17 protein-coding genes are annotated in these 16,378 nt (G+C 71.0%); 7 read left to right on the top strand and 10 right to left on the bottom strand.

Annotated elements, in window-relative coordinates:
* Nucleotides 1-195: 195 nt before the first annotated feature.
* From ASL10_RS00595 to ASL10_RS00570, 6 genes are all read right to left on the bottom strand, one after another.
* Nucleotides 196-1,137 carry an NUDIX hydrolase gene (locus tag ASL10_RS00595; protein ID WP_056043236.1) on the bottom strand — a complete coding sequence of 314 codons (942 nt, stop codon included), beginning with the start codon at nucleotides 1,135-1,137 and terminating at the stop codon, nucleotides 196-198.
* A complete protein-coding gene (locus ASL10_RS00590) occupies nucleotides 1,134-3,305 on the bottom strand; it encodes an RNA degradosome polyphosphate kinase (RefSeq protein WP_056043235.1) in 2,172 nt (723 codons plus the stop codon). Before ASL10_RS00590 ends, ASL10_RS00595 begins: the two co-directional genes overlap by 4 nt.
* A 154-nt stretch (nucleotides 3,306-3,459) precedes the next feature.
* Nucleotides 3,460-3,678: a hypothetical protein gene (locus ASL10_RS00585; protein WP_054146872.1), complete on the bottom strand. Its 219-nt coding sequence runs from the start codon at nucleotides 3,676-3,678 to the stop codon at nucleotides 3,460-3,462.
* Nucleotides 3,679-3,820: 142 nt separating this feature from the next.
* A complete protein-coding gene (locus tag ASL10_RS00580) occupies nucleotides 3,821-5,158 on the bottom strand; it encodes a hypothetical protein (RefSeq protein ID WP_056043232.1) in 1,338 nt (445 codons plus the stop codon).
* Nucleotides 5,159-5,251: 93 nt separating this feature from the next.
* Complete coding sequence (gene mshD, locus ASL10_RS00575) at nucleotides 5,252-6,082, bottom strand: mycothiol synthase (RefSeq protein WP_056043229.1); 831 nt, start codon at nucleotides 6,080-6,082, stop codon at nucleotides 5,252-5,254.
* 13 nt (nucleotides 6,083-6,095) lie between these two features.
* The gene (locus tag ASL10_RS00570) at nucleotides 6,096-6,776 is read right to left on the bottom strand and encodes a winged helix-turn-helix domain-containing protein (RefSeq protein WP_056043227.1); all 681 of its coding nucleotides are present in this window, start codon (nucleotides 6,774-6,776) and stop codon (nucleotides 6,096-6,098) included.
* A gap of 121 nt (nucleotides 6,777-6,897) precedes the next feature.
* On the opposite strand from ASL10_RS00570, the gene ASL10_RS00565 reads away from it, so the two are divergent.
* The 4 genes from ASL10_RS00565 to ASL10_RS00550 all read left to right on the top strand — a co-directional run bounded on the left by ASL10_RS00565 (nucleotide 6,898) and on the right by ASL10_RS00550 (nucleotide 10,409).
* Nucleotides 6,898-7,188 (top strand): hypothetical protein, encoded by a 291-nt coding sequence (locus ASL10_RS00565; protein ID WP_056043223.1) that lies wholly within the window; start codon nucleotides 6,898-6,900, stop codon nucleotides 7,186-7,188.
* A gap of 202 nt (nucleotides 7,189-7,390) precedes the next feature.
* Complete coding sequence (locus ASL10_RS00560; protein ID WP_043597230.1) at nucleotides 7,391-8,014, top strand: FABP family protein; 624 nt, start codon at nucleotides 7,391-7,393, stop codon at nucleotides 8,012-8,014.
* Nucleotides 8,007-9,260 carry a folate-binding protein YgfZ gene (locus tag ASL10_RS00555; protein WP_369794348.1) on the top strand — a complete coding sequence of 418 codons (1,254 nt, stop codon included), beginning with the start codon at nucleotides 8,007-8,009 and terminating at the stop codon, nucleotides 9,258-9,260. Before ASL10_RS00560 ends, ASL10_RS00555 begins: the two co-directional genes overlap by 8 nt.
* Before the next feature lie 33 nt (nucleotides 9,261-9,293).
* Complete coding sequence (locus tag ASL10_RS00550) at nucleotides 9,294-10,409, top strand: aromatic acid exporter family protein (protein WP_162234585.1); 1,116 nt, start codon at nucleotides 9,294-9,296, stop codon at nucleotides 10,407-10,409.
* Nucleotides 10,410-10,479: 70 nt separating this feature from the next.
* Here ASL10_RS00550 and ASL10_RS00545 read toward each other — a convergent pair whose 3' ends face one another.
* Nucleotides 10,480-11,256 carry a hypothetical protein gene (locus tag ASL10_RS00545; protein ID WP_056043213.1) on the bottom strand — a complete coding sequence of 259 codons (777 nt, stop codon included), beginning with the start codon at nucleotides 11,254-11,256 and terminating at the stop codon, nucleotides 10,480-10,482.
* 41 nt (nucleotides 11,257-11,297) lie between these two features.
* On the opposite strand from ASL10_RS00545, the gene ASL10_RS00540 reads away from it, so the two are divergent.
* The gene (locus tag ASL10_RS00540; RefSeq protein WP_056043208.1) at nucleotides 11,298-12,041 is read left to right on the top strand and encodes a phosphoglyceromutase; all 744 of its coding nucleotides are present in this window, start codon (nucleotides 11,298-11,300) and stop codon (nucleotides 12,039-12,041) included.
* Nucleotides 12,042-12,137: 96 nt separating this feature from the next.
* Here the strand turns inward: ASL10_RS00540 and ASL10_RS00535 are convergent, their stop codons facing one another.
* Nucleotides 12,138-12,671 carry an AAA family ATPase gene (locus ASL10_RS00535; RefSeq protein WP_056043205.1) on the bottom strand — a complete coding sequence of 178 codons (534 nt, stop codon included), beginning with the start codon at nucleotides 12,669-12,671 and terminating at the stop codon, nucleotides 12,138-12,140.
* 94 nt (nucleotides 12,672-12,765) lie between these two features.
* Nucleotides 12,766-13,419, bottom strand: coding sequence for a phosphate signaling complex protein PhoU (gene phoU / locus ASL10_RS00530; protein ID WP_043597221.1), 654 nt, complete (start codon nucleotides 13,417-13,419; stop codon nucleotides 12,766-12,768).
* Between the two features lie 238 nt (nucleotides 13,420-13,657).
* Between phoU and ASL10_RS00525 the strand changes: the two genes are divergently transcribed.
* Nucleotides 13,658-14,851, top strand: a complete 1,194-nt coding sequence (locus ASL10_RS00525) for a cell wall metabolism sensor histidine kinase WalK (RefSeq protein WP_056044479.1) — start codon at nucleotides 13,658-13,660, stop codon at nucleotides 14,849-14,851.
* Nucleotides 14,852-14,864: 13 nt separating this feature from the next.
* Nucleotides 14,865-15,545 carry a response regulator transcription factor gene (locus tag ASL10_RS00520; protein ID WP_056043202.1) on the top strand — a complete coding sequence of 227 codons (681 nt, stop codon included), beginning with the start codon at nucleotides 14,865-14,867 and terminating at the stop codon, nucleotides 15,543-15,545.
* Between the two features lie 129 nt (nucleotides 15,546-15,674).
* Here the strand turns inward: ASL10_RS00520 and ASL10_RS00515 are convergent, their stop codons facing one another.
* Nucleotides 15,675-16,241 carry a hypothetical protein gene (locus ASL10_RS00515; RefSeq protein WP_056043199.1) on the bottom strand — a complete coding sequence of 189 codons (567 nt, stop codon included), beginning with the start codon at nucleotides 16,239-16,241 and terminating at the stop codon, nucleotides 15,675-15,677.
* Nucleotides 16,242-16,378 lie beyond the last annotated feature (137 nt).

Raw genomic sequence — 16,378 nt, 5'->3', positions numbered from 1 at the left:
GTGCTGTGGGCCAGGTGCCGACCCGTGCGAGACGCTACGGCGACGGGTTAACCACGGTCGCCTGCCCCGGTGAACGGAAGGTGAACGAGGGGGGAACATCGGCCCGGACAGGCGCGTCCGGACGGCGGTCGACCCCGGCCCGGTGCGGGCGGGGGTCGACCGTCTCGGCGTCGCGGCGAGCCGAGGAGGCGCGGGTCAGGCGGCCGGGCCGTGCGTCTCGATCGCGACGAGCGCCGTGTCGTCGACCGAGACGTGTAGCACCGTGAACTCGGCCGTGCCGAGCGAAGAGGCACGGCGCAGATCGATGCGGTCGCCCCCCTTGGTGCCCAACGAGATCTGTCGGATGACCTCGGGCAGCACCGGGCCGTGGCTGCAGATGACGGCCGCGGCCTTCTTCTTGAGGCGCTTCTTGACGACGCCGGCGACGTCGTCCGTGCCCTGCTCGAAGGCGTCCTGGCTGATCGCGTCGGTCTGCTTGACGCCGACCCGGGTCAGCTCGGAGAGGGGCTCGAGGGTGGCCAGGCAGCGCGCCGCCGTGCTGCTGACGATGCGGGTGGGGGCCCAGGCCGCGATGACGGGGGCGACCGACCTCGCCTGGCGGCGGCCCTGGGGCAGCAGGGGGCGCGTGGCGTCCGAGCCGTGCCAGTCCGACGGCGAGGTCGTCTTGGCGTGGCGGAGGGCCACGATCGGGAAGGTGCGGGCCGTGCCCGTCGCCACCCGGTCGGCGAAGCGCTGCAGGACGTCGGCGTCGCGGGCGTAGGTCAGCATGGCCTTCGCCTTCTCGATGCCGACCCACTCGATGGCCGCGACCTCGTGGTTGGGCGTGAACGTCCCGGCCGCGGCGAAGGACTCGTCGGTCACCTCGGCGGACCAGTAGTGCACCACCTTGTCGCGACCGCCGGGCAGCAGGTACTCGGCCGTGCCGAGCGGGGCGCCCAGCGTCACCCGGTAGCCCGTCTCTTCGTGGATCTCGCGCACGGCCGTCTGCGGCGTCGCCTCGCCCGGGTCGACCTTGCCCTTCGGCAGCGAGACGTCGCCGTGGTGGTCGCGGTGGATCAGCAGCACCCGGACCTTGCCGTCGACCAGCCGCCAGCAGACGGCACCCGCGGCGACGACCGTCGTCGAGGTGATGGTCATCGCTTGGAGCGCTTCCGCTGCGTGATGGCCTTCATCTGGGCGTTCTGCAGATCGGTCAGCGAGCGGCCGTCGGCGTCACGCGCGTGGCGGGTCCAGGTGCCGTCGGCCTCGAGCCACCACGAGGCGGTCTCGTCCGACATCGCCTGCTCGAACAGGTCGGCGACCTCGGCGAGGTGGTCGGCCTGCGTCAGGCGCACCAGGGCCTCGACGCGACGGTCGAGGTTGCGGTGCATCATGTCGGCGCTCCCGATGAAGACCTGCGGGTCGCCGTCGTTGAGGAACCAGAACAGACGGCTGTGCTCCAGGTACCGCCCGAGGATCGACCGCACACGGATGTTCTCGCTCAGGCCCGGCTCGCCCGGCTTGATGGTGCAGATGCCGCGCACCCAGACGTCGACGGGCACCCCCGCCTGGCTCGCCTTGTAGAGGGCGTCGATGATCTGCTCGTCGACGATGGAGTTGATCTTGATGCGGATGCCGGCGGGTCGGCCGGCCTGGGCGTTCTCGATCTCGTTCTGGATCTGCTTGAGCAGACCTCGGCGGAGGTAGCGGGGGGCCACGAGCAGCCGCTTGAACTTCTTCTCGATCGCGTAGCCCGAGAGTTCGTTGAACAGGCGCGTCAGGTCTTTCCCGACCTGGTCGTCGGCGGTGAAGAGCCCCATGTCTTCGTAGATGCGGCTGGTCTTCGGGTTGTAGTTGCCCGTTCCGATGTGCGTGTAGTGCTTGAGCGTGCCCTTCTCCTGGCGGATGACCAGGGCGAGCTTGCAATGGGTCTTGAGCCCGACGAGGCCGTAGACGACGTGCACGCCGGCCTTCTCGAGCTTGCGGGCCCAGGTGATGTTGTTCTGTTCGTCGAACCGCGCCTTGACCTCGACGAGCGCGAGGACCTGCTTGCCGGCCTCGGCGGCGTCGATGAGCGCCTCGATGATCGGGCTGTCACCGCTGGTGCGGTAGAGCGTCTGCTTGATGGCCAGCACGTTGGGGTCGGCCGCGGCCTGTTCGAGGAACGCCTGCACGCTGGTCGCGAACGACTCGTACGGGTGGTGCACGAGGATGTCCTGCCGGGCGATGCTCGCGAACATGTCGGGCTTCATGTTCGGCTCGGTCTGCTGCAGCTGCACGGCCGTGGTCGGCAGGTGCTTGGGGTACTTGAGGTCGGCCCGCGGCATCTTGGTGATCTCGAACAGGCCGGCCAGGTCGAGCGGGGCCGGCAGCTTGTAGACCTCTTGATCGGTCACGTCGAGTTCGCGCACGAGCAGCTCGAGGGTGACCGGGTCCATGTCGTCGGTGATCTCGAGCCGGATCGGCGGACCGAACCGGCGGCGCAGCAACTCGCGCTCGAGGGCCTGGATGAGGTTCTCCGACTCGTCCTCGTCGACCTCGACGTCCTCGTTGCGGGTGACGCGGAACACGTGGTGCTCGACGACCTCCATGCCGGGGAAGAGGTCTTGCAGGTGGTTGGCGATCAAGTCCTCGAGGGGGATGAACCGCACGCGCCCGCTGTCGTTGTCGGGCAGCTGCACGAAGCGCGGCAGCATCTGCGGCACCTTGAGGCGCGCGAACTCCTGTCGCATCGTCTTGGGGTTGCGGACGCGGATGGACAGGTTCAGGGACAGCCCCGAGATGTAGGGGAAGGGGTGGGCCGGGTCGACCGCCAGGGGCATGAGGACGGGGAAGATCTGCTCGGCGAAGATCTCGCGCATGCGGACCCGGTCGGCCTCTTCGAGGTCGGACCAGTTCTCGATGTGGATGCCCGCGTCGTCGAGGTCGGGCTTGACGAGGTCGAGGAACGCCCGGGCGTGGCGTTCTTGCAGCTCGTGGGCCTTCCGGTTGATGTCGGCCAACACCTCGTTCGGCCCGCGCCCCACGTTGGTCGGCACGGCGAGGCCCGTCGCGATGCGGCGCTTGAGGCCGGCGACCCGCACCATGAAGAACTCGTCGAGGTTGCTCGCGAAGATCGCCAGGAAGTTGGCCCGTTCGAGCAGCGGCGTGGTCGGGTCTTCTGCGAGCTCGAGCACGCGCTGGTTGAACGCGAGCCAGCTCAGCTCGCGGTCGAGGTAGCGCTCGGCGGGCAGGGTGCCGTCCTCGAAGCTGACGATCTCGTCGAAGTCGTCGAGGAAGTCGGGGGTGACGCCGGCGCCGTCGACGCGGGGTTCGCTGCTGTCCATCGCACCATCGTGCCACCCCCGACCGCCTCGCAGCGTCGTCCCGGGTAAACGCGAGATGACGTGTGGACACCCGGCCGCGGGGGAGGAGCGGTCGAGGGGACGACGACGCCCCCGCCGGGTGGGCGGGGGCGTCGTCGCAGTGGAGGACCTGCGGTTACTTCTCTTCGTTCTTCAGGGCGAGGCCCAGGGCGAAGAAGGTCGGCGCCCAGTGGCCGATGAAGATGCCCCAACGGTCGGACTGGGCCTTGTCGGACGAGTCCTTGCCCTGCGAGGCGATCCAGGCCACGAGGGCGATCACGATCGAGGCGAACCCGCCCCAGTAGGCGTGCTTGCTCTGGAGGCCGAGATCGGAAAGGAACTTGACGGGGTTCATGTTGTTCTCCTGACGATGGGATGCGTGCCTTGCGCGGTGCCTCAATCCACTCCCCGGTGCTGGGAGTGCGGTGGCAGGTCGGCTCGGACCCCAGGAGTACGCGTCGCCGCCCCGCTTCTGTACCCCGGCTGTACCCCTTGGGTCAGGTGAGCGGCGTGGCGACGCTCGAGGTGAACGTGGCGCCGTCGGCGGTCACGTCGCTGATGAGGCCGCCCACCCGCACCGGCACGGGGGCGAGCGAGCCGTAGACGCCGCTGTTGCCCGCAGCATCGACGCCCTGGGCGGTGAAGGAGGCCGAGCCCGGAGTCGTGGTGCTCACCGTCCACCCGCCGTCCTGCCAGTCACCGACGGTGAACTGCGGCGCGGACTCGAGTGTCCACTTCTGGCCGGACAGCGTGTACCGACCGGACTCCGTGTCGTACAGGCCGAAGCTGCAGCCCTCCGGACGCAGGTCGGTCGAGGCGATGCAGCCCGCCACCCAGGCGTCGACGGCCGCGGTCGCCGCCTCGGTGCCGGCGGGCGTGAGCGCGGTCGTGAGCAGGGTCGGTTGGGCGATGGCGTCGGCGCCTTCGACCACGGCGGTGGCGGCGGTCGCCGAGTACGACTCGTTCTCGGCGGCGAGGGCGACCTCGTAGCTGCCGGGGAAGGCCTTGAGGCTCACCGATCCGTCGGACCCCCGGGTCACGGGAGTGCCGTCGACGGCGATCTCCGCCGATGCCGGTCCGGCGACCTGCACCGAGACCGTGCCGAGGTCGACCGGCTGGAGCGCCCATCGGTCGAAGAAGAGGAGATCGCGCCCGTCGCGCACGAGAGTGAACTCCTGGGCGTGGGTCGACCCGTCGCCGCGGTGCACGACGGTCTCGACCTGCGCGTCGTCTCCGTCGGTCGAGACGGCACCCACCTGGAACCCGTCGACCCGGTCGCCGGCCGCGGCGTAGGCGTCGTCGGTCAGCAGCACGTCGCCGTCGGCGACCTCGGTGCCGTCGAGCGCGAGGGCGCGTTCGACCTCACCGGCCTGGACCGCGCCGAGGTAGTCGCGGACGGTCGCCTCGGGCCGGTGGGAGGCGCTCATCGTGGCGAACGTCACGGCACCCGCCACGACCAGCACGAGCAGCAGGGCTACGCCACCGATCAGGCCGATCAGCAGTCGTCGACGTCGTGCGGCCTCTTCGGGCGTCCTCGGTGCCGGGGGAGTCGGAGCCTGCGCGTACGCGAACTGCGAGGTCGGCTGGCCCGAGGCGTCGTACGGCTGCTGGTACGCCCCCTGCGGCTGTCCCTGGTCGCCCTGCTGCGGCGAGGAGCCGTAGAGCTGGTCCCCGTAGCCGGTCGCCTGGTGCGGGTTCCCCTCGGGCTGCTGCCCGTACGGCAGTCCCTGGTACGGGAACGCGGCGGGCTGCTCGTGGCCCCCGGCCGGTGCCCCGTCGTGCTGCGGCTCGTCGTGCCCCTGGTCGTCGCCGTCCGGTCTGGTCTGATCGGTCATGATGCCCCCTCGATCGCTGTCATCCGATCCGCAGCATATCGGTGGACCGGAGGGGCCCGCACCCCCCGAGGACGGGCCGTGCCCGGGCGGGGTTCAGCGGGTGAGGGTGTACTGCACGTCGACGGCGTGGTCCGTGAACCCGCGGGCCGCGTAGAGCCGGAGGGCGGCGGTGTTGTCCCCTTCGACGTACAGCGCCGCGGTGCCGGCACCGCGCTCGGCGAGGCGCGCGAACCCGGTGTCGACCACCGCGCCTCCGAGTCGTTCGCCCTGGTGGTCGGGCGAGACGCCGACCGCGTAGAACTCCCCGGGCTGACCCTCGTCGAGCTTCAGCCAGCAGAAGGCCAGCAGGTCGTCGCCGCGCCAGAGCAGGAGGAAGTCGTCGGCGTCGAACCACGATTCGGCCTGCCGGGCGTCGAGGTCCGCCTGGACGAGCGAGCCCTGCTCGGGGTGGTCGGCGAACGCGCGGGCGTTGAGGTCGAGCCAGGCCTCGTCGTCGACTCCAGGCCGGAACGAGGCGACCCGGTCGGCGTCGCGGAGGCGGGGCGCACGGGGGTCGGCGGGGACGTCGGCACGCTGTTGCAGCAGGCGACGGGTCTCGGCGAGGCCGAAGCGCGCGGCGAGCACGCGGGAGCCGGGGTGGTCACCGTGTGCCCAGAACAGCAGCGGGCCCTCGGTCTCGTCGACGAGTCGTTGCAGCAACTCCGCACCGCGACCCTGTCGGCGGTCGTCGGGATGCACGACGAGCTCGGTCTCGCCCTCGCGCAGCACGGCCGCGGCGTGCGCGTCGCCGACGACGGTCGCGACGCCCGACCGGACGTCGACCAGGGTCTGGTCGGAGAACGGCGGGCTGCCGTCGGCCGTGGTGGCCGCTCGGGCGAGCGTGGGCACGAAGGAGGCGCTGGTCGCGTCGGCGGCGTCGGTCACCGCGACACCGTGCTCACGAGACGACCGCTTGGGCGTCGTCGTCGTAGACGTTGAACCGGTAGCCCACGTTGCGCACCGTGCCGATCAACGACTCGAGGTCGCCGAGCTTGGCCCGGAGCCGTCGCACGTGCACGTCGACCGTGCGCGTGCCGCCGAAGTAGTCGTAGCCCCAGACCTCGCTGAGCAGCTGTTCACGGGTGAAGACGCGGGAGGGATGCGTGGCGAAGAAGCGCAGCAGCTCGAACTCTTTGAAGGTGAGGTCGAGGGGGCGACCGTGCACCTTCGCCGAGTAGCTGGCCTCGTCGATGACGACACCGGAGGCGTGGATCTTCGAGCCGTTCTGCGACTGCGCGAGACGACCGGTGACCAGTCGGATGCGGGCGTCGATCTCGGCGGGGCCGGCCGTCTCGAGGATGACGTCGTCGACGCCCCACTCGCTGTTGACGGCGGTCAGCCCGCCCTCGGTGAGCACCAGGACGAGCGGCACCGTGACGCCCGTGGTCCGCAGGATCTTGCAGAGCGACTTGGCGCTGGCGAGGTCGACGCGGGCGTCGACGAAGATCAGGTCGCTCGAGGGGGCGTTCACCAGTTGCGCGGGTTCGGCCGGGATCTGCCGGGTACGGTGGCTTAGCAGGGCGAGAGACGGCAGGACCTCGGGGCCGCCCGCAGACGTCAGTACCAAGAGCTGCGCCACACGACCTCCAGTGAATGTACTGTCGAGCAGTCTAAAACATGAGACACCGCCACTCCGACCATCCGATGCTAGGGCAGGTCGGCAGGTCGGCAGAACGGCGGACACGAACGAGGGACGAACGGTGCAGACAGGCGAACGAGACGTCGACGCGACGACGGCACGGCTCAAGCCGATCACGGTCGTCCCGGTCTGGGCCGCCACGCTCGTCGTGGCCGTGCTGATCGGCCTGCGGTCGCCCGCCTCCGAGTACTGGGACCACGTCGTCCTGGCCCTCGGCGGGGCCATCGTCCTCACCTTCGTGCTGCAGCTCGCCACGAGCCAGAAGGACGGCCTGGTCTCACGCACGATGCTCAGCACCTGCGGCAGCCTGGTGATCCTGGCCGTCGTGACGGGCGTCTTCGCACTCGTCTGAACGCCCGACCTCCGGCTCGTCTGAACGGTCGCCCCGAAGGGCTGGGCACGTCCGCGGTCGCCGGGTAGGCTCGACGGCATGGATTCCCTGCTCGCACTCGAGGTGTTCTACATCGGGCTCCTCGGCCTCGCCACCCTCGCCATCGGCTTCGTCTCGGTCGTCGTCCTGCTCAAGTTGTTCAAGGGTCAGCGCTGACCGCTCCATGATCGACATCCCCACCGACCTGCCGTCCGAGCTCGTCCCCCTCTCGTGGTTGATCGGCGTCTGGCAGGGCACCGGCGTCGTCGACTACAAGATCGGCGAGGGCGACCCCGACTCCGAACCGGGCACCGAGCGTCGCACCCACGAGTTCGGGCAGCGAATCAGCTTCAGCCACGACGGCCTGCCGTTCCTCAACTACAGCTCGTTCACCTGGCTGCTCGACGACGAGCACACGCCACTGACGAGCGAGACGGGCTACTGGCGGCTCGAACGTCCGGCCGAGCCGGGTGACCGCGGCCCGGGGATGCTGCCCGGCGTCGGCGTCCAGCCCTTCACGTCGGCCCGGGCGGTCGAGATCCTCCGCACGCCCGACGACGGCTTCGGCCTCGAGGTGCAGATCGCCCACCCGACCGGCGTGAACGAGCTCTACCTCGGTCGGGTCAAGGGGCCGCGGATCGACCTCGCGACCGACGCCGTCGTCCGGTCGAGCAACGCGAAGGAGTACTCGGCGGCCACCCGCATGTACGGCCTCGTCGAGGGCAAGCTCTTCTGGGCATGGGACATCGCGGCCCTCGGGCAAGAACTGCGCTCGCACGCATCCGGGCAGCTGGCGCGCGTTGACTGACGTCGGCGGCCCGTCCCTCGACACCACGGGTCCCGTGGTCTCGCCCTTCTCGTCGCGCGACGGCTTCGTCGACGACGGCTCGGGCGTGGCGTCCCACTACGGCAATCCTCTCGGCGAACAGCGGCTGCTCGCCCGGGGGGCGGCGATCGTCGACCTCTCCGATCGTGGCGTGCTGACCGTCACGGGGCCGGACCGGCTCAGCTGGCTCAACTCGCTGACGAGCCAGGCCCTGGTCGGTCTCGCGCCGGGCGTCTCGACCGAGACCCTGCTGCTCGACGCCAACGGCCGCCTCGAGCACGCCGCCCGCGTCCTCGACGACGGCGAGACCACCTGGCTGCTCGTCGACCGCTCCGGGGTCGAACCGCTCGGCACCTGGCTCGACCGGATGCGCTTCATGCTGCGCGTCGAGGTCGTCGACCGCACGGCCGACGTCGCGACGATCGGCTCGATGCACGACCTGCTCGACGGCCCCGACGGCTCCGAAGGCCCTGACGGCTCCGCTCCGCTCGTCCCGGTCCTGACGTCACACGACACGGCGCTCGTCTGGGTCGACCCCTGGCACGAGGTCGCGGCCGGCGGTCACAGCTACGCCGACTCCGACCGTCACCCGGGTCACGACTGGACCTACCGCGAGAGCCTCGTCCGGCGCTCCGACCTCGACGCCCTCGCCGCGTCGCCGGCCGACCGGCTCGCCGTCGCGGGCACCCTCGCCCTCGAGGCCCTACGCATCGAGGCCTGGCGTCCCCGACTCTCGACCGAGGTCGACGAGCGGACCATCCCGCACGAGCTCGACTGGATGCGCAGCGCCGTCCACCTCACCAAGGGTTGCTACCGCGGGCAAGAGACCGTCGCCAAGGTGCACAACATCGGTCACCCGCCGCGTCGGCTCGTCATGCTCCACCTCGACGGCAGCGACGGCGTGCTGCCCCCGCGCGGTGCCGAGGTCGTGCTGGCCCCGGTCGCCGGCGGTGCCCCCGACGCGGCCGCCACCGCAGGAGGCGCGGTGTCCGATCCCGAGGCGACCGCACCCAAGTCGGTCGGGCACGTCACGAGCGTCGCCCTGCACCACGAGCTGGGCCCGGTGGCCCTCGCGCTCGTCAAGCGCGGCACCGACGAGGCCGCACCGCTGGCCGTCGTCGTCGACGACCTGATGATCGCCGCTGCGCAAGAGATCGTCGTGCCCGCCTCGGCTGGTGCCGCCGCAGGCGTTCCCCGGTTGCCGCGCCTCGGCGCCGTCCGCCGCTGACGGCCTGGTGACGCGGTGCACCCGGGCCCGGTCGTGACCGGGCCGACGCGCGGCGGCGGGCTGCGACGCGGCTGGCACCGCGCCTCCTCGTCCTTCGACGTGCGCGACGCGACGGCGCGGACGATCGCGTCCGGTCCGGCGATCGTCCAGATCGTGCTCGCCGTGGCGGGGGCCTACGCCATCACGCACTACGGACTCGGGCACGCGGTCCCCCTGCTGGCCGTGACCGTCACGATCTCGTCGCTCGGCCTGGCCCGTGACGCCCGTCCGCGTCGGGTGCTCGAGAACGCGGTCGGCGTGCTCATCGGCATCGCGCTCAGCGAGGTTCTGCTCATGGTGGTGGGCAAGGGGCTGTGGCAGATCGCCCTGGTGCTGTTCGTGACGCTCCTCGTCGCCCGGTTCTTCTCGTCGAGCAGCGCCTTCGCGGCGGCCGCCGCGACCCAGTCGATGCTCGTCATGCTGCTGCCCGACCCCGACGGAGGGGCGTTCGTCCGCAGCATCGACGGCGCGGTCGGGGGAGCGGTGGCGTTGCTCGTCACGGCGATCGTGCCGCGCGACCCGGTCGGCCTGGCCCGCCACGACGCCCGGCGCCTGTTCGACGAGCTCGACCGGGCCTTCGCGGCGCTCGTCGGCGCCCTCCGCGCCGACGACGCCCCGCGGGCCGACGACGCCCTCGAGCGGTTGCGGTCGACCCAGCCGGTGCTCGACGACTGGTCGTCCACCCTCGAGTCCGCCGAGTCGATCGCGCGGCTGTCACCGTTCCTCCGCTCCCGGTTGCCCGACCTGCGGCAGCAGGCGACGGTCCGGCGCTACGTCGACCTCGCCGTGCGCAACCTGCGCGTGGTGGCGCGACGGCTCGACACGCAGCTCGGCGACGGCGTCGACCGGTCGGCCCTGGCCGACCTCCTCGAGTCGACCTCGCGCGCGGTCGCCGTGCTGGGCCGGTCGGTGCACGACGTCGAGCAGCGGCCCGTCGCCCGTGAGGCCCTGTCGGCCGTCGCCCGTCGACTCGATCCGACGGTCGTGCTGCCCGGGGCACCCGTGACCGAGGCGATGGTCGTGCTGATGCTGCGCCCGCTGCTCGTCGACCTGCTCATGGCCACCGGCCTGGACCACGACGAGGCCCGAGGCCGACTCGCCCACGTCTGAGGACACCCGCCCCGCCCCGCCCCGACCCGACCCGGCTCGCCCCGACCCACCCGACCGGGCTCGACCCGGCTCAGTCGCGCGGCGTCACGGCGGCCCAGGGCAGCGAGAGCTCGCCGAGCCGCCAGCGGGACCGCCCGCCGAGCACCGGCCAACCCATGTCGCGGAGCCCCTGCACCGTCGCGAGCCACCGTTGGACCGGCCCGTAGACCGAGAGCGGGGCCGCCACCGCCCACTGCCGGTCGAGGTCGACGAGCAGGTCGTGCACGCGCTCACCCGGCACGTTGCGGTGGATCAGGGCCTTGGGCAGCCGTTCGGCCACGATCGAGGGCAGCTCGAGCCCGGCCAGGCGCAGCGAGATCGTGAACGTCGTGGGCCCCTCGGGGGTCACGTCGATCCAGCTCGCGACTCGCCCCACCTCGTTGCAGGTGCCCTCGACGAGGACGCCTCCGGGCTGCAGCCGGCCGGTCATCAACGCCCAGGCGTCGGCGACCTGGGACTCGTCGTACTGCCTGAGCACGTTGAACGCCCGGATCACCGCGGGTCGCCGGTCGCCGTCGAGCGGCACCTCGAAGCCGCCCCGCCGGAAGCTCACGCCCGGCCGCGCCGAGAGGCTCGCCAGCCGGACGCGCTCGGGCTCGATCTCGATGCCCACGACCTCGACGTCGTCGCGCACCTTCAGGAGGCGCTGGTGCAGTTCGAGGGGCGTCGTCGCGCTCGCCCCGTACCCCAGGTCGACGACGAGCGGGTCGTCCGCCCGCCGGAACGACGGGTGTGCGGCGATCCAGCGATCGACGCGGCGCAGGCGGTTGGTGCCGGTCGTCCCTCGCGTGACGGAACCGATGGGCATGAGCCAAGTCTGCCATCGGGCCGTCGCGATACGCTGGCGGCATGACTTCGACCCTCATCCTCCTGCGTCACGGCAACAGCGAATGGAACGCGAAGAACCTCTTCACCGGATGGGTCGACGTGCGGCTCACCGAGCAGGGCCGCGCCGAGGCCAAGCGGGCCGGCGAGCTGCTGCGCGAGGCCGACCTCCTGCCCGACATCCTCTACACGTCGCGCCTGACCCGGGCGATCCAGACCGCCGACATCGCGCTCGACGAGGCCGACCGGCTCTGGATCGACGTCAAGCGGTCGTGGCGACTCAACGAACGCCACTACGGCGCCCTGCAGGGCAAGGACAAGGCCCAGACGCTCGAGCAGTACGGGCCCGAGCAGTTCCAGACCTGGCGTCGCTCGTTCGACGTGCCGCCGCCCCCGCTCGACGACGACAGCGAGTTCTCGCAGGCGCACGACAAGCGCTATGCCGAACTCGGCATCGACGCGCCGCGCACCGAGTCCCTCGCCCTCGTCATCGAGCGCATGCTGCCCTACTGGCACAGCGACATCACCGAGAGCCTGGCCGCCGGTGACGTCACCCTCGTCGTCGCACACGGCAACTCGCTGCGGGCGCTGGTGAAGCACCTCGACGGCATCGGCGACGACGAGATCGCCGAGTTGAACATCCCCACGGGCATCCCGCTCGTCTACGAGCTCGACGACGACTTCGTGCCCACCGGCCCGGCCCGCTACCTCGACCCCGAGGCCGCCGCCGCCGGTGCCGCCGCCGTCGCGAACCAGGGCAAGAAATAGCGCCTCCCGACGTTCCCGCGCCCCGCGCCCCGTTCTCGGGGGCGTGGGGCGCTTCGGCGTCCGGCACCCCCGGCCCCACAGGGTTCGGAGCGGTCGTCAGACGAACCGCTCGCTGATCTGCACCACCAGGTCGTCCATGTCGACGGGCGTGCTCGTGTCGACGCGGATCACGGGCCAGTCGCCGAGTGGCTCGGCCGCGGCGGCCCACGTCGGCCACGAGGCCCGGGTCGATTCGACCGTGCCGTGGGCCGGGTGCCGACCGCCGGCCGCGAGCCGGTCGACCACGCGCTGCAGCGCCGTGTCGGGGTCGACGTCGCACCACACCTCGACCGTGCGGGGCGACCCGGCGCGCTCGACGCCGGCCCGGGCGAACTCGAGGTCGCGCTCCCGGTGCCAGAAGGCGTCGACGACGACGCCCGCCTCGACCTCGCCCGCCATCGCCCAGACGGTGTCCATCGCGATGCCACCGAGGGCCTCGGGGGCGATCATCGGCCCGGCCAGGTCGACCAGCGCCTCCTTGACGGGGTCCTTCGCGAGCAGCGGGCACCCGAGCACCCCGGCGAGCGTGGCCGAGAGGGTGGTCTTGCCCGATCCGGGCAGACCGTTGACGAGGATCGCGACTGAAGCCATGCCCCCATCCTCGCGGACGACGCAGGCCCGACCGGACGCAGGAGGCGCGGTGCCCGTCGAACGGTCACCGCGCCTCCTGTGGTCCGAGGGTCGATCAGACCTCGGGCGCGACCCAGTCGCCGGTCGCGAGGTACTGGACCTTCTTGGCGATCGAGACGGCGTGGTCGGCGAAGCGCTCGTGGTAGCGCGACGCGAGGGTGGAGTCGACCGTGTCGACGGCCGCGCCCTTCCAGGTCTCGCCGAGCACCTTGTCGAAGACGCTGAGGTGCAGCTCGTCGATGCGGTCGTCGTCGTTGCGGATCTCTTCCGCCAGGCGGACGTCCTCGGTCGTGAGCAGCTCGGTGAGCTTGTTCGCGATGGCGACGTCGAGCTCGCCCAGCTCTTTGAACGTCGGACGCAACGACTTGGGCACGACCTTCTCGGGGAACCGGTAGCGGGCGAGCTGGGCGATGTGCTCGGCCATGTCGCCCATGCGCTCGAGCGAGGCGCTGATGCGCAGCGCGCTGACCACGATGCGCAGGTCGCGGGCGACCGGGTTCTGGCGGGCCAGGATGTCGATGGCCAGCTCGTCGAGGGCGATGGCGCGCTCGTCGATCTTGTCGTCGTCGGCGATGACCTGCTCGGCCAACGAGACGTTCGACTCGTTGAAGGCCGTGGTCGCGTTCGCGATCGAGACGGCGACGAGGCCGGCGATCTCGACGAGACGCTCCTGCACCTCCAGGAGTTCCTGCTGGAATACCTCGCGCATGTCGTGTTCGACCCTCTCGTCGTGGGGGCTCGGTGGCCCTGGGAGCACGGTGGCTGTGAGCGACGTGCGGGTCGCACGGTCAGCTCGTGACGTCGGGCAGAGTCGCCCGCACAGTCCCGACGATGGTCTCCGGTGAAGGTTAACGACCGGTGATCACCGCCTGAACTCTGACCAAAGTACAGCGGATGGGACGACCTCCCGTTCATGCACCCGCCGGGGGGTCACTACTGTGAACGACATGGAATCCGCCTGGCTGGTGCCGTTGTCGCTGGCCTTCGGGGTCGTCGTCGGCGCCGCGATCGTGGTGGTCGTCGTCTCGGCCCACCGACGAGCCGTGCGTGCCGCGGCACTCGTCGACGTCGCCCTGCCCGACGGCATCGACGCCGTGCTCGACGCACTCGAGTCGGCGGGCCTCGTGGTCGACCCGTCGGGCAACGTGCTCAAGGCCTCGGCGGCGGCACGTCAGCTCGGCCTGGTCTCGGCCCAACAGCACCTCGTGCATCCCGAGGTCGAGACGATCGTGGACGCGGTGCGTCGGCACGGCGACCCGGTGGTCGAAGAGCTCACCCTCCCGCGCCTGCCCGGCAGCGAGGCCACCATCGCCGTGCACGTGCGGGCTGCCGCGCTCGGTGGACGATTCGTGCTGGTGCTCGCCGAGGACCGCACCGAGGGTCGTCGGCTCGACGACATGCGCCGTGACTTCGTCGCGAACATCAGCCACGAGCTCAAGACGCCGATCGGGGCCGTCGGCCTGCTCGCCGAGGCGCTGGAGTCCGCGTCGTCCGACCCCGAGCAGGTGCGCCACTTCGCCGCTCGGCTGACCCGAGAGGCCGGCCGCCTCGGCCGCCTCACGCAGGACATCATCGAGTTGTCGCGTCTGCAGGCGACCGACGCCCTCGAGACCAGCGAGTCGGTCGACGTGCGCCACGTGGTCGACACCGCCGTCGACCGCAACCGCGTGGGTGCCGAGGCGAGGGGCATCGACCTCGTCGTCCGGGGTGGCAAGCACGCGCACGTGATCGGCGACCAGGCGATGCTCGTCACGGCCGTCGACAACCTGGTCGCCAACGCGATCAACTACTCGCCGGACGGTTCGCGGGTCGGCATCGGCGCCACCCTCGACCAGGCCGGCGTGGTCGAGATCTCGGTGACGGACCAGGGCTACGGCATCCCCGACGACGAGCTCGACCGGGTGTTCGAGCGGTTCTACCGGGTCGATCCGGCCCGGTCGAGACGGACCGGCGGCACGGGACTCGGACTCGCCATCGTGAAGCACGTGGTGCAGAACCACGGCGGCGACGTGCGCGTCTGGTCGCAGGTCGGCAAGGGGTCGACCTTCACCCTGCGCCTGCCGGCGGCGGACGTCGACCCCGTCACCCGATCGATCCCGACCACGGCCGCCTCGGCACCCGAGCACCAGGAGACACGATGACCATGGAGACCCGATGACCCACATCTTGATCGTCGAGGACGAAGAGTCCCTCAGCGAGCCGCTCGCCTACATCCTGCAGCGCGAGGGCTACCAGGTGAGCGTGGCCGAGGACGGCCCGGCCGCCGTCGCGGCGTTCGACAAGACCGGTGCCGACCTCGTGCTGCTCGACCTCATGCTCCCGGGCATCCCGGGCACCGAGGTCTGCCGCGTGATCCGCACCAGGTCCCAGGTGCCGATCGTCATGCTCACCGCCAAGGACAGCGAGGTGGACATCGTGGTCGGCCTCGAGCTGGGTGCCGACGACTACGTCACGAAGCCGTACTCGACGCGGGAGCTGCTCGCCCGCATCCGGGCCGTGCTGCGCCGCCGCGTCGACCCCGACGACCTGTCCGACTCGATGCTCGAGGCAGGCGACATCCGCATGGACGTCGAGCGTCACGTGGTGACGGTCCGCGGGGACGACGTCGCCATGCCCCTCAAGGAGTTCGAGCTGCTCGAACTGCTCATGCGCAACGCCGGCCGGGTGCTCACCCGCGGTCAGCTGATCGACCGGGTCTGGGGTTCGGACTACTTCGGCGACACCAAGACGCTCGACGTGCACATCAAGCGCATCCGCTCGAAGATCGAGGCCGTGCCGTCCGAGCCGAAGGCGCTCGTCACGGTGCGCGGTCTCGGCTACCGCATCGAGGCCTGATCCCGAGGGCGGGCCGTCGGCCCGTCCCCACCGCGCCGACGGCCCCGAGGAGGCGCGGTGTACGGAGTACGCGAGAGGCCCGGCACCGCACTCGGCGGGCCGGGCCTCTCGGCTGACGTGGCGGAGACGCTACGGCGTCGGCGACGAGGAGGGTGCTTGCTGGGTCGCCTCGGGCAACGGCGTCGACGACGGCGTGGCCTCGCCGGACGGCGTGGGCGAGGGCAGCAGGGTGGCGTACTCGCCCAGCGCGCCCGTGAGGACGGGTACGACGAACGACTTGCCGGTCTCGGTGCCGTACTGGACGAAGATCGTCACGAGGGCACCCGGGTCGGAGTCGAGGGACTCCATGAGGAACTGGTCCTGACCGGGCTCGGTGCCCAACGAGACCTGCGACGAGCCGTCGACGTCGACGGTCTGGGTCTTCTTGCCGTCGGTCGTGGGGTACTCGAACGAGACCTCGGCGGCTTCGTCGCTCGTGTTGAGCACGACCATGCTGAGGCTGGCGGTGCCGCCGTCGCCCTCGCTCGCGGTGAGGGCGATCGCGTTGCGCACCTGGATGGCGCCCACGTTGACGCTCGTGCCGTCGCTCGCGTCGTACTGCTTGGTGGTGGCCTGGGGGCTGATGAAGTTGCAGCCGGCGGCGGTCAGGACGACCACGGCACCGACGGCGGCGGCCGAGACGAGCCGCGTCGTCAAGCCACGCGACTTCAGGGTTGGGGCTCGCACAGGTGTCCTCCAGGATCAGCGTCACGACAAACGTACGTCGGCCAGCTTATCCGCGCCCGCAGGGGTCGGTTCCTTAGGGCAGCCTTACCAACGACGGCTTATGGTAT

This window comes from Frigoribacterium sp. Leaf8 (genome assembly GCF_001421165.1).
Classification (GTDB): Bacteria; Actinomycetota; Actinomycetes; order Actinomycetales; family Microbacteriaceae; genus Frigoribacterium.
This window is presented reverse-complemented; position numbering and strand designations above follow the sequence as displayed.

What these genes read in the sequence shown, in the direction of transcription:
- ASL10_RS00595 (WP_056043236.1), bottom strand. Translation starts at nt 1,137, where the DNA reads ATGACCATCACCTCGACGACGGTCGTCGCCGCGGGTGCCGTCTGCTGG.
- ASL10_RS00590 (WP_056043235.1), bottom strand. Translation starts at nt 3,305, where the DNA reads ATGGACAGCAGCGAACCCCGCGTCGACGGCGCCGGCGTCACCCCCGAC.
- ASL10_RS00585 (WP_054146872.1), bottom strand. Translation starts at nt 3,678, where the DNA reads ATGAACCCCGTCAAGTTCCTTTCCGATCTCGGCCTCCAGAGCAAGCAC.
- ASL10_RS00580 (WP_056043232.1), bottom strand. Translation starts at nt 5,158, where the DNA reads ATGACCGATCAGACCAGACCGGACGGCGACGACCAGGGGCACGACGAG.
- ASL10_RS00560 (WP_043597230.1), top strand. Translation starts at nt 7,391, where the DNA reads ATGATCGACATCCCCACCGACCTGCCGTCCGAGCTCGTCCCCCTCTCG.
- ASL10_RS00545 (WP_056043213.1), bottom strand. Translation starts at nt 11,256, where the DNA reads ATGCCCATCGGTTCCGTCACGCGAGGGACGACCGGCACCAACCGCCTG.
- ASL10_RS00540 (WP_056043208.1), top strand. Translation starts at nt 11,298, where the DNA reads ATGACTTCGACCCTCATCCTCCTGCGTCACGGCAACAGCGAATGGAAC.
- ASL10_RS00535 (WP_056043205.1), bottom strand. Translation starts at nt 12,671, where the DNA reads ATGGCTTCAGTCGCGATCCTCGTCAACGGTCTGCCCGGATCGGGCAAG.
- phoU (WP_043597221.1), bottom strand. Translation starts at nt 13,419, where the DNA reads ATGCGCGAGGTATTCCAGCAGGAACTCCTGGAGGTGCAGGAGCGTCTC.
- ASL10_RS00525 (WP_056044479.1), top strand. Translation starts at nt 13,658, where the DNA reads ATGGAATCCGCCTGGCTGGTGCCGTTGTCGCTGGCCTTCGGGGTCGTC.
- ASL10_RS00520 (WP_056043202.1), top strand. Translation starts at nt 14,865, where the DNA reads ATGACCCACATCTTGATCGTCGAGGACGAAGAGTCCCTCAGCGAGCCG.